Here is a 12,812-nt window from a genome sequence, read left to right as displayed (position 1 = left end):
GTTCTAAACTAAGTTTTTTTGCATTTGTTATTAACTCGTTAGTATTCTTGGTTTTATTTATTGTCGGAATGGCTCATGTTGCCGAATCTGCTTGCCGTGCTTCCCCTGTTATTGACCCTTACTTTAGCCTTATTATTACGTCGAACTTTGCTTGCGCTCGGGGTTGGTATCGTTTCAGGTGCTTTGGTGTTTGTCCATTTCGATGTGTTACAAGCTGTGTATTATTTATTGGAGACAGGCATTAAGCAGTTTTATGACCAAGGCGCTTGGCTAGGGTGGCACATTAATGTGCTATTGGCCATGTTACTGCTAGGTAGCATGACGCAACTCTTGGCTCGTGGTGGCGCAGTTGGCCAGTTTGGCGATTGGTTATATAGCCGTATTCGTTCTGAGCGACAGGCTCGGCTTGGAGTGGTTTTTCTCGGTTGGTTTGTTTTCATCGATGGTATTTTCAGTTGTCTTGCCGTTGGTCACGTATGTCAGCCGCTGAGTCAGCGTTATGGTATTCGCCATGAGCAACTCGCCTATCTAGTGGATTCCAATGCTTCGCCTTTATGCGCGCTATTGCCTTTCTCCAGTTGGGGGCCCTACGTAATGGCGCTTATCGCTGGGCTCAGTTTTTTACCTGTATCGCCGCTGGAAGCCTTTATCGAGATAGCCTTATTTAACTTTTATGCGATTGTCACTTTAGGTCTATCTGTGCTGGTCGCTTGGTATGGCGTAGGTTTTCATTCGTTAATGGTGAAGGAGCGATTCTTGGTTGAGGAGCCGTTGCAGCAGGACACCGCCACCTCACAACTGCAGAGCAAACAAAATGGTAGCCCTTGGTTATTGGCGATCCCTATGTTAACGCTGTTGTCCGCTTCTGTGGGATTAACCCTTTGGTCAGGGGCACAGCAAGTTTCTTCTTGGAATATATCACTCTGGTTAGCTAAGGCCGATATTGGTGCCTCTATGCGCGATGCTTGTTTATTGGCAACCTTAGTGACTTTAGTCATGTTACGTCTCTCTGGTCGACGTATAGGGGCCTTATCCAAAGATTTGAGCCATGGTATCCGCATTATCGCCTTTGCAATCGCTATTTTGCTTTGTACATGGATGATTGGCGCTGTGATCCAAGATTTGGGTGTGGCAACATTGTTAGCCTCGTGGGCAAAGCTGTATCTATCGCCACAGCTGCTGGTGGCAGGCATGTTTTTGCTCTGCGCTGTTATGGCATTTGCAACGGGATCGAGTTGGGGGACTTTTGCCATTATGATCCCCATTGGTGGTGAAATAGCCCATAACCTAGAGGCTAATTTATTATTACCAACCCTAAGTGCTGTGATGGCGGGATCCGTATTTGGCGATCATTGTTCTCCTATTTCAGATACTAGCGTACTTAGTGCGACCAGTTCGGGTTGCGCGCCCCATGATCATGTCGTAAGTCAGTTGCCCTTTGCGTTAATCGCGGCATGTTCAGCTTTGGTTGGATTTCAGCTAATCAATTTTGCCGTAGCGACACCACTTGTGTGGTTAAGTGTGATTAGCACAGGTCTTGGGTTATTGGCTTTGATGTCACGCTTTTATCCGTTTTGGCCTAAAGTTGTATCGCAAACTTCTTAAGTATTTGCTGTTAAAATACCTGATTCAATAAACGTTTAACCATCTGATGTAAGAGATTATCCATATGAGCATTACCCGTTTAGATGTTGGTACCCGAATGAGTAGCATAGTGATCCATCAAGGTACTGTGTATCTGTGTGGTCAAGTGGCGAAGGACAAGTATCAAAATATCACCGAACAAACCGTTACTATGCTTGAGGAGGTCGATACCTTGTTAGCGCAGGCGGGGAGTTCCCGTGAGCATTTGCTATCAGCGACAATTTATCTGAAAGATATGGGCGATTATGATGCAATGAATGCCGTTTGGGATGCTTGGGTGCCTAAGGGTCATGCGCCTGCCCGTGCCTGTGTACAGGCAGCGATTGCCGAGCCGGAATATTTGGTCGAAGTCTCTGTGATTGCAGCGGTTGCGGTTTAAGCGGGAAACAACTTTTTCACCCAATTTATAAACGGCTTCGATCCTTATTTAGCATCCTGTCACCGAGTGTAATGACTCGGTGAATCTTAATCCTCTATACACTCTTTATCTAAGCTTACATTTTGTTAGCCCAATAAGTACTCCATTAAATGAGCAGGGACAAGGGGTGGATGATCCGCATATCGCATTGAGAGTGCGGCGGCGATCGCATCAATATTCTGTTGTGCTAAATTCTGTTCGATAATGGCAAACGCCCAAGGAGCCTCGGTTTTGAGTTTGAGGTAATAAGGCGTTTCGACAAATTGTGCGAGTGAGTAAGCCGCGCCACCTAAGCCATGTCCCCAACCTTCGCTGACATGAAAGGGTCTATTTAGGTGCGCCATAGTAAACTCAATGAGATGGGGATATTGACCGTTATGCCCACCAGTCCAGTGACCAATATCAACTGCTAAAATCATTTTTGCCATGTCATCCTCTTAGTTAAGGTTGTTTAGTCGCAATCAATACCCTGCCAAATTCAGCATTAGGATCAAGGGGCGTGATGGCGGTTATCTGGTCGAGTCTAACGGATTGTCTCGTTTGTTGCTCTTGGATGATAAGCCACTCAGTTTTGTCTGCCCTTGTCTGCGTGGTGATGGCTTGGCCTTGGCATTGCGTGCCATCAATCAACTCTATCTTAAGTTGATAGCCGCGCAGGCAGGCGAGTTCGAGGTAATCATAGTGCTCACAGGGGATCATCTTATAATCTGACATTGGCTTATCTCATCTGACTGAAGCTCGCCCCTATTGTGGCAAAAATACTTGTCATTGGCTTTAGCCCCCTTGACTTTATTCCTATCGCTCCCTAGTCTGCTTGTTCAGTAATCAAGGTGGTATGCGATGGAAATAACTTACAATTTAAAACCTGCGTCCGAGCGCCGTACTGAGCAATTCAAGCCCGAGGGGAATGTGGGCTTCGGTAGCCTCAGAACCGATCATATGTTTTTAATGGATTACCGCGATGGTGAATGGCGTGATCCGCGAATTGTGCCCTATGGTCCATTTGAAATGGCGCCGGGTGCAATGGCATTACACTATGGTCAGTCAATCTTCGAAGGCGCGAAGGCCTTTATGCATGAAGATGGCGAGATTTATACTTTCCGTATCAATAAAAACGCCGAGCGGATGAATCGCTCCGCCGATATCGTCTGTATCCCTAATATTGAAGAGCAGATGCAAATTGATGCGATCAATGCGTTGATCGATGTGGATCGTCTCTGGTTCCCGATGCAAGAAGGTGCCTGTTTATACATTCGCCCCTTTATTTTTGCGACCGAAGATCGTTTGTCTGTTAGCCCGAGTTCTCGTTATACCTTCTGTGTGGTATTAAGCCCTAGCGGTGCTTACTATGCTGCTGGCGTGAATAAAGGTATTCGTTTGCTGATCAGCAAGACCTATCACCGTGCGGTATCGGGTGGAACTGGCGCATCGAAGGCGGCGGGTAACTATGCTGCCTCTTTGCGAGCGGGTAAAGCGGCGGCGCAGTTTGGTGCATCACAAGTGTTATATCTTGACTCGACCAATCAACAGATTGAAGAAGCGGGCGCGATGAACCACTTCCATATCCTCAAAGATGGCACTGTGATTATTCCGACCTTCACCGATACCATCTTAAAATCCATTACCTCGCAATCGATTATGGAATTAGGTGGGATGCTCGGTTGTGAAGTGCGCCAAGAAACGGTAATGCTGGATAAATTTATCGCTGATATTGAATCTGGTGAAATTATCGAGGCGGGTGGTTTTGGGACGGCGGCTGTGGTTTCTGCTGTGGGCTCCTACATTTTTGAAGATGGTCGTGTTGTCACTGTCGGTAATGGCGAAGTGGGTGAGCATATTCAGCGTATCTACAAACTCTATACCGATATCCAAAAAGGCCATATCAAAGGGCCTGAAGGTTGGGTAAAGCGTGTAGAGCGAATCGCACCTTAAATTTATATTGATATAAAACAGGCTCCTATAACGGAGCCTTTTTATTGTGCGACTCGGTTTATTGCATCAGTTGTTTAGATTGATTACCTAATAGGGTTAAGCAGTCTTTAGCACTGAGAGGTTTACTGAGGAGGAAACCTTGTACCTCATCGCAACCCTGTAGCCCTAAAAAGTTTAGCTGTGCTTGGGTTTCTACGCCTTCGGCAACCACATTAAGTTCTAGACTGTGTGCTAAGGCAATGATGGCACTGGTGATCGCTGCATCGTCGGGATCGTTGATGATATCTCTGACAAATTCTCGATCAATTTTTAACGTGTCTATCGGGAAGCGTTTTAGATAGCTTAGGCTTGAATATCCAGTCCCAAAATCATCAATCGCGATAGTTAATCCCAGCGCCTTGAGTTTAGATAAAATACTGACAGAATCTTGGGGGTTACCCATGATCATCGATTCGGTCAATTCAAGCTCTAGTGATTGAGCGGGAAGTCCAGAGACGGCGAGGGCGACTTCAATGGTGGAGATGATATCGGCTTTGAGTTGTCGAGCCGATAAATTAACCGCCATGCTAATGTTATTGAAACCTAATGCATTCCACTCAGCCAGTTGTTGGCAGGCATGGTTAATCACCCAATGTCCAATTTGATTAATAATCCCTGTTTCTTCCGCTAGCGGGATAAATTCTACGGGTGAAATCGGGCCCAGTTCAGTATGGTGCCAACGTAATAGGGCTTCTAGCCCTGTGAGTGAGCCATCCCGTAAACTGAACTTAGGTTGGTAGACTAAACTTAGCTCATTGCGATGAATGGCTTGTTTTAATCCAGCTTCCAATAGCACATGGCGAGTCGCGATTTCATTAAGTTTATGGGTGTAAAACTGAAAATTATTTCGACCTAAAGACTTAGCATGATACATGGCCGTATCGGCAAATTTAATTAATGAGTCTGCATTGTCGGCATCATTGGGATAGAGACTAATTCCTATCGAGGTTGAGATAGTTAAGGACTTATCCTCTAATAAAAACGGTGTTTGGAAGGCGCGTAGCACTTTTTCCGAAATCAGTGTCGCGGCTTTGGTTTTGGCTACACCTTCCAAAATAATAGTGAATTCATCGCCACCCAGACGGGCAACCGTATCGCCTTCTCGCACGGCATTTTGCAGGCGCTTAGCCGCGGCTTTGAGCAATAAATCCCCCACATGATGGCCCATAGAATCGTTAATATGCTTAAAACGATCGAGATCGAGGAACAGCAGTGCAACGATATTATTTGCCCTATGTGCTTGGGTGATTGCGTGATTGAGCCTGTCTTGGAAGAGGGTTCTGTTTGGCAATCCTGTCAAAGTATCAAAACTGGCAAGGAAGCGCAGATCCTGCTCGGCTTTCTTTCGCTCTGTAATGTCGGTAAATACCGCAACAAAGTGGCTAGTTTCACCTTTTATATCGATAACTTGGTTGATCTCAAGCCAAACCAATATGGCTTTGCGTTGTTTATTGCGGATCCAAATTTCGCCTACCCAATGTTTATGGCGAAGTAACTGTTGCTCGATGCTATTGAAGAGTTCGCGTTGTTGTTTATAGGCCAGATGAACTAAATATTTATCGGTGATTTGACGTTCAGAATATCCTGTAATAGCACTAAATGCTGGATTCACCGAGCGGATTTTATAATCTAACCCAGCCACGACAACGGCTTCATTCATGCTGTTAAGCACTTGGGATGAAAGTACCAGTTCATTTTCAATCAGCTTACGGGAGGTTATATTGCGGTTAGTCCCCGTCATACGCATGGGTTGCATATGTGCGTCAGTTTCAACGACTTTACCTCGGTCCAAAATCCAAATCCATTTACCAAAAGCACCTTCAATCCGATACTCGATTTCGAAGAAAGGGGTTCGGCCCTGTAGGTGTTCGGCCAATTCATACTTAAATTTTTCCCTATCTTCAGGGTGCATATTCTCGTGCAGCAGATTGTGGCTACTCCAATGTGAGACAGATGCATCCATATTGGTTCGGTATACTTTATTTTCTTTAATATTCCAGTCCCACATCCCATCGCCTGATGCCCATAGCGCGAGCTTTAGCCTTTCTTCAGAGGCTCGGATACTGGTTTCAAACTCCCGTTGTTGTTGGCGTTTTTGTTTACGCCAATGAAGTCCCCATATCAATAATCCTATAGCGAGTAAGCAATAAAGGGTGTAGGCGAATGGGGTTCTATAGAAGGGAGCTTGTACCTTTAGATTCACTAAAAGGGTTTGTGAGCCTTCACGGTTATATTGTAATGAGTGGCGTACATGAAGCACATATTGACCGGGATTAATATTGGTAAATGTAATCTCATTACCCGCGGGTAATTGATGCCACTGGTGATCAAAGCCTTCAAGGAAATAGCTAAAACGGTTTTTCCCCGTATAACTAAAATCTAATGAGGTCACTTCAAAACTCACTAATTGTTCGCCGTAATTCATCACAATCGGCGGTGGGCGACTTAAATCTAAAATAGTGTGATGCTTCCCCGCAATCTTGTAGCCTGTTAATGCAACTTTGGCTTCACCTCTTTGCTCGGGTATAGTTTGAGGGTTAAAACGATTAATACCATTAATGCCACCAAACCAAAGGTCACCATCGCTATCTTTAAGTTTTACTGCGCCATTAAACTCTAGCGACTGCAATCCCTCCTGTTCATTGAAGCTAATAATGCGGTGAGTTACAGGGTTTAATTTACCAATGCCTGCATTACTGCTAAACCAAATGTGATGGTTTTGATCTTCGAGCAGCGCATAAATAGTGTTACTGGGTAAGCCCTGTTCGCGGGTGTAATGGCTAAAACCGACATCTGCATTGGTAGAAGACCATTTACTTATACCACCATGGGTTGCAAACCAAATATCCCCATTGGATGCGACTAAAATATCCCGAATACGGTTATTAATAATACTGTTTTTATGATTAGGTTGGTGGTAAAAAACCTGACCTAATTCAGTTTTCATATCTAGCTTGATAAGTCCATTGAGCGAGCCTATCCAAAGATCATATTTATCGGCTTTAAGGGTTAATAATAAGTTTTGTGTGGGATAAAAATTCTCGATATTCGCTAGGGATACGGGGATGAATTCATCCTTATCTAGCGCTTTGCGGTAAAGTGCGTGGCTAGTGGCAATCCAAAGTCTATCTTGGTGATCAATTTCTAAACTGCGGATATAGTTTGGTTCCGAGTGCTCTTGATTTTGAGTCACTTTAAGCAGCGAAAACTCACCACTGGGTGTTAAACGTCCGAGTCCATAGTTACTGGCAATCCAAAGGACGTCTTGATTATCTTGGGCAATATCTCGAATAACTAGATTTAAGTGGCGCTGGCTGGAACCGAGCGCTTTAGCAAAATATGACGAATAATAATCATATTGGTTACTGCCTTGGGGTAAGCGTTTTAGTCCTGCACCGTCTGTTCCTATCCATAATGCACCGTCTTTGCTGCGTAGCAGTGAGCGAATATTGTTGCTTTGCTGTGGCAGTTCGATAGTCGACTCATAGAGATGCTGAAAAAACTGACGGCGAGTGTTGATTTTATTTAGTCCTGAGTAACTGGTGCCGAGCCAGAGGTTGCCGAAAGGATCTTGCAGTAGGCTTAAAATATTATTTTCACTGATGCTGTTTGTACGCTTAGTATCGTATTTATGATATGTCGCGATAAGCTGCCCGGCCTCCCGATCTAATTGGATCAGCCCGGCTTCTGGCCCTACAGCCCAAATAACCCCAAGTGGTGTTTGAATAAAATCTTTAATGTAAGGAATATCAGGATCGACTTGCCATAAAACTTCACCCTGCTGGGAGATAAGATCATAACGCCAAAGTTGGTTACCAAGGGCGAGATCAATTGAGCGTTTAGAATTGGCTTTTATTTGATAGGCAGTCACATTCTGCGGCACATTTAAACGGGTGATGGTGTTGGCACTTACAGCAAAGGTCCCGCTATTTTGTGTACCAGCTAATAAGTAGGTGTTGTCAACATTGGCAAGGCTAGTGATATAGGGTTCAACACTGTTACCTAAGTTGACTTGATTTATACGTTGAGTCTTTGTTGATAAGGAAAATAAGCCTGATTGAGTGCCAATCCATAGGGTATTGCCAACAATATTAAGCTTAGTGACTCTCGGTTCTGTCAGTCCTTGTTCTAACCCAAAATGCTCGAATTTCCCTGTGCTGAGGTCGAGACGATTAACACCTTGGCTAAAGGTGCCCACCCAAATATATCCTTCAGGATCTTGGATAATATCGGACACATAACTTTCGGAAATGCTGGTAGGATCATTCGGTGAGTGAATAAAAAGATTAAAACTATGGCCATTGTAGCTGTGTAAACCATCTTGAGTACCAATCCAGAGCATGCCAGCACTGTCCATAAATAGACTCGTGATAGTATTTTGGTTTAGCCCTTCTTCACTGCGAATATGTTCAAATTTAAGTTGAGTATTCGCCGCACTTAATGGCTGTGCCCATCCATTTTGTGGGATCCACAATAAACTCAAAATATAAAGAGTGCATATAACAAGTTTGTAGGTGAATGGACGCAAATTTACCCCTATAAAAACCTTTATCATCCCGTTTGAAATGAGTGCTGATCTTAGCTTCGTTATCTACTCATTTTTGGGCTATATCACAGTTGTCATTATTGTTTTTACCTAGCCCAAGAATCTTAGCATTGTTTACGGTATGCCAACATATTAGCTGACGAACAAATTATTGCTGTGCTGTTACTTGGGATATTGGAAAAGAAAAGACCTTGCCGGAAGGGGGAGAAGCAAGGTCTTTGGTTAAACTGTTTTATTAAGATATAAAGGATATATAAAGCTACGTAGCGGGTACTCGTACAAAACCTTCCATCAGCACCCGAGCACTGCGGCTCATAATGGCTTTGACGACTGTCCATTCGCCATTTTCTTGAATGGCCTGCGCACCCACGCGCAGCGTGCCTGAAGGATGCCCAAAGCGTACCGCTTCCTTTTCGCCACCGCCTGCGGCGAGGTTTACTAAAGTGCCGGGAATTGCCGCCGCCGTACCAATAGCAACGGCAGCCGTGCCCATCATAGCGTGGTGCAGTTTGCCCATAGACAAGGCGCGCACCAGTAGATCGATTTCATCGGCATTGACGGTTTTGCCGCTCGATGACACATAGGCTTTAGGTTTAGCGACAAAGGCGATCTTAGGCGTGTGTTGGCGTGCAACTGCTTCATCAATATGCGAAATCAAGCTCATACGCACGGCGCCATAGGCGCGAATGGTTTCAAATTTGGCAAGGGCAGCATTGTCGCTATTAATATCATCCTGTAGCTCAGTGCCCGTGTAGCCTAAGTCCTGCGCGTTGATAAAAATGGTGGGAATGCCCGCGTTGATCATAGTAGCGTTAAAGCTGCCAATGCCCGGCACTTCTAGCACATCGACAAGATTGCCCGTAGGGAACATGTTGCCACCGCCACTGCTGGCATCCTCATCTGCAGCAGGGTTTATAAATTCGATTTGCACTTCGGCGGCAGGAAAGGTCACACCATCGAGCTCAAAATCACCGGTTTCTTGCACTTCACCGTTGGTGATTGGCACATGGGCGATAATGGTTTTGCTTATGTTGGCTTGCCAAATTCGCACGGTACAAATGCCATTTTTTGGAATACGTGCAGCATCAATCAAACCATTGCTGATGGCAAAGGCTCCGACGGCTGCGGTCAAGTTGCCACAGTTACCGCTCCAATCGACAAAAGGTTTGTCGATAGACACTTGGCCAAAGAGATAATCGACATCGTGGTCGGCTTGACTGCTTTTTGACAGAATAACCGTCTTGCTGGTGCTGGAGGTGGCACCACCCATACCATCGATTTGCTTACCGTAAGGGTCGGGACTGCCTATCACTCGCAGTAACAAGGCATCACGGGCAGGGCCAGCAACTTGTGCGGCCTGAGGTAAATCCTGCAGACGGAAAAACACCCCTTTACTGGTGCCGCCGCGCATATAGGTCGCGGCGACTTTTATTTGGGGCGGAAAAAGATTGTTACTCATGCTATTAACTCCATAGGGAATAGCGATACAGGTTAGCGTCGGTATCAAAGGCGGCGATTCTAAATGGGTATCGCCGCCTTTTTAGCGCGAGTGTTATTTCAGATTCGATTCTAAAAAGTCCTGAGCAAAACGCTGCAATACGCCGCCCGCTTCGTAGATAGACACTTCTTCGGCGGTATCGAGACGACACGTCACCGGCACTTCGATGCGCTCACCGTTTTTACGGGTGATAACGACGGTTAAGTTCGCTCTTGGCGCTGGCGTGCCGAGGACATCGAACACTTCTGTGCCGTCTATACCATAGGTGGCACGGTTGTCACCGGCTTTAAATTCCAGTGGCAACACGCCCATACCGACTAAGTTAGTGCGATGAATACGCTCGAAACCTTCGGCAACAATGGCCTCCACCCCCGCTAAACGCACGCCTTTGGCAGCCCAGTCGCGGGACGAACCTTGGCCGTAATCTGCGCCCGCAATGATGATCAGCGGTTGCTTACGTTCCATATAGGTTTCAATCGCTTCCCACATACGAGTCACTTGGCCTTCGGGTTCGATACGCGTCAGTGAACCTTGTTGCACTTTGCCATCAACCAGCGCCATTTCGTTTTTAAGCTTAGGGTTGGCAAAGGTTGCGCGCTGGGCGGTTAAGTGATCCCCCCTGTGGGTGGCGTAGGAGTTAAAGTCTTCCTCCGGCAAGCCCATTTTGTGCAGGTATTCGCCTGCGGCGCTGTCCATCATAATGGCGTTCGACGGCGATAAATGGTCTGTGGTGATGTTGTCACCCAGCACCGCCAGTGGTCGCATACCTTTGAGTGCGCGCTCTCCGGCCAATGCGCCTTCCCAGTAAGGAGGGCGACGAATATAAGTAGATTGCGGGCGCCAATCGTACAACGGGCTGATTTTTTCGCCATAATCGACGGCTAAATCGAACATGGGTTCGTACACTTTACGGAACTGCTCAGGTTTAACACTTGTCGCAATCACGGCATCGATTTCTTCATCCGATGGCCAAATATCGATAAGTTTGACGGGGTTGCCGTCTTTATCTAATCCCAACACATCCTTTTCGATATCGAAACGTATGGTGCCAGCTATCGCGTAGGCGACGACCAATGGCGGTGAGGCCAAAAAGGCTTGTTTGGCATAGGGATGAATACGGCCATCGAAGTTACGGTTACCCGATAACACAGCGGTGGCGTACAAGTCGCGGTCGATCACTTCTTTTTGAATCACAGGATCCAGCGCGCCGCTCATACCGTTACACGTCGTGCAGGCAAAACCAACAATGCCAAAACCGAGTTGTTCAAGCTCAGGTAATAGCTTGGCTTCTTCTAAATATAATTGCACCGCTTTAGAGCCGGGTGCCAGTGAGGTTTTGACCCAAGGTTTGCGGCTTAAGCCTTTAGCGTTGGCGTTGCGGGCAATGAGACCTGCGGCAATTACGTTGCGTGGGTTACTGGTGTTAGTACAGCTAGTAATCGCCGCGATAATCACAGCACCATCGGGCATTAAGCCTGGCTCGTTTTCGACTACGCCGCTAATTCCGCGCTCAGCCAATTCTGACGTTGGCACCCGTGCATGTGGGTTTGATGGCCCTGCAATGGTGCGCACCACCGAAGATAAATCAAAATGCAGTACGCGTGGATAGTGCACTTCGGTCAAGCTGTCGGCCCACAAACCTGCGGTTTTGGCATAGGTTTCAACCAGTTTAACTTGCTCGGCTTCGCGGCCAGTTAAGGTCAAATAATCTAAGGTTTGCTGGTCGATGTAGAACATGGCCGCAGTAGCGCCAAACTCAGGTGTCATATTCGAAATCGTGGCGCGATCGCCTAATGTCAGCGCCGCTGCTCCTTCGCCGAAGAACTCTAAGTAAGATGACACGACTTTTTGTGCGCGTAAAAATTCGGTCAAGGCTAATACGATATCGGTAGCCGTAATGCCAGGCTGCGGTTTGCCCGTGAGCTCAACACCGATAATGTCCGGTAGACGCATATAGGATGCGCGCCCTAGCATCACGCTTTCGGCTTCTAAGCCGCCGACACCTATGGCGATAACGCCCAGTGCATCAACGTGTGGTGTGTGGCTGTCGGTGCCAACTAAGGTATCAGGGAAGGCCACGCCATTGCGTGAATGCACCACAGGCGACATACGTTCTAAGTTAATTTGGTGCATGATGCCGTTACCCTGAGGGATAACATCGATGTTTTTAAAGGCTTTTTGCGTCCAATCAATAAAGTGGAATCTGTCTTCGTTGCGTCTGTCTTCGATGGCGCGGTTTTTGGCGAAGGCGTCTTTATCAAAACCACCAAATTCGACAGCGAGTGAGTGATCCACAATTAATTGTGTTGGTACAACTGGGTTCACTTTGGCCGGATCGCCACCCTTAGCGGCAATAGCGTCACGCAGACCTGCAAGGTCAACTAAAGCGGTTTGCCCCAAAATGTCGTGGCACACCACGCGGGCAGGAAACCAAGGGAAATCCAGTTCTTGCTTAGATTCGATAATCTGTTTTAGCGAGTCGGTCAAAACGGCCGGATCGCAGCGACGGACTAAGTTTTCAGCTAAAACGCGCGAGGTATAAGGCAGCTTGGCATACGCGCCAGCTTGAATGGCTTCTACGGCTTCGCGGGTATCGAAGTAATCGAGTTGAGTGCCGGGTAAGGGCTTGCGATATTGGGTATTCATAGCAGTGCTCATAACATCATCCATTTCGGAAAATGAAGTTGGCGCGAGACTTACATTGAGTGAAATCTCGCGCCAAGTGTGGTCAATTT

The 12,812-nt window shown here is 46.6% G+C and carries 8 protein-coding genes; 3 read left to right on the top strand and 5 right to left on the bottom strand.

Translation table 11 applies throughout. From position 1 onward, the window contains the following. The first annotated feature begins 75 nt into the window (after positions 1–75). Together JEZ96_RS17775 and JEZ96_RS17770 are read left to right on the top strand one after the other, a co-directional pair. Positions 76–1,605 (top strand): Na+/H+ antiporter NhaC family protein, encoded by a 1,530-nt coding sequence (locus JEZ96_RS17775; protein ID WP_025008191.1) that lies wholly within the window; start codon positions 76–78, stop codon positions 1,603–1,605. A gap of 64 nt (positions 1,606–1,669) precedes the next feature. Further along, positions 1,670–2,023 (top strand): RidA family protein, encoded by a 354-nt coding sequence (locus JEZ96_RS17770; protein ID WP_011791026.1) that lies wholly within the window; start codon positions 1,670–1,672, stop codon positions 2,021–2,023. A gap of 125 nt (positions 2,024–2,148) precedes the next feature. On the opposite strand, the gene JEZ96_RS17765 is transcribed toward JEZ96_RS17770, so the two are convergent. Beyond that, entirely contained in the window at positions 2,149–2,490 is a 342-nt protein-coding gene (locus tag JEZ96_RS17765) for a hypothetical protein (RefSeq protein ID WP_011920165.1), read from the bottom strand. Between the two features lie 13 nt (positions 2,491–2,503). After that, the gene (locus tag JEZ96_RS17760; RefSeq protein WP_011791024.1) at positions 2,504–2,776 is read right to left on the bottom strand and encodes a Rho-binding antiterminator; all 273 of its coding nucleotides are present in this window, start codon (positions 2,774–2,776) and stop codon (positions 2,504–2,506) included. Between the two features lie 126 nt (positions 2,777–2,902). Here JEZ96_RS17760 and JEZ96_RS17755 point away from each other — a divergent pair, with 126 nt between their 5' ends. Beyond that, positions 2,903–3,994, top strand: coding sequence for a branched-chain amino acid aminotransferase (locus JEZ96_RS17755; RefSeq protein WP_025008190.1), 1,092 nt, complete (start codon positions 2,903–2,905; stop codon positions 3,992–3,994). A gap of 58 nt (positions 3,995–4,052) precedes the next feature. Here the strand turns inward: JEZ96_RS17755 and JEZ96_RS17750 are convergent, their stop codons facing one another. The 3 genes from JEZ96_RS17750 to acnD all read right to left on the bottom strand — a co-directional run bounded on the left by JEZ96_RS17750 (position 4,053) and on the right by acnD (position 12,735). Continuing rightward, on the bottom strand, positions 4,053–8,588 hold the full coding sequence (locus JEZ96_RS17750; RefSeq protein ID WP_188959949.1) for an EAL domain-containing protein: 4,536 nt from the start codon (positions 8,586–8,588) through the stop codon (positions 4,053–4,055). A 250-nt stretch (positions 8,589–8,838) separates the two neighbouring features. Then, positions 8,839–10,038 (bottom strand): 2-methylaconitate cis-trans isomerase PrpF, encoded by a 1,200-nt coding sequence (gene prpF / locus JEZ96_RS17745; RefSeq protein WP_025008189.1) that lies wholly within the window; start codon positions 10,036–10,038, stop codon positions 8,839–8,841. Positions 10,039–10,131: 93 nt separating this feature from the next. Then, positions 10,132–12,735, bottom strand: a complete 2,604-nt coding sequence (gene acnD / locus JEZ96_RS17740; RefSeq protein ID WP_025008188.1) for a Fe/S-dependent 2-methylisocitrate dehydratase AcnD — start codon at positions 12,733–12,735, stop codon at positions 10,132–10,134. Positions 12,736–12,812 lie beyond the last annotated feature (77 nt).

Origin of the sequence: Shewanella putrefaciens (assembly GCF_016406325.1) — a bacterium.
GTDB classification, from domain to species: domain Bacteria; phylum Pseudomonadota; class Gammaproteobacteria; order Enterobacterales; family Shewanellaceae; genus Shewanella; species Shewanella putrefaciens.
This window is presented reverse-complemented; position numbering and strand designations above follow the sequence as displayed.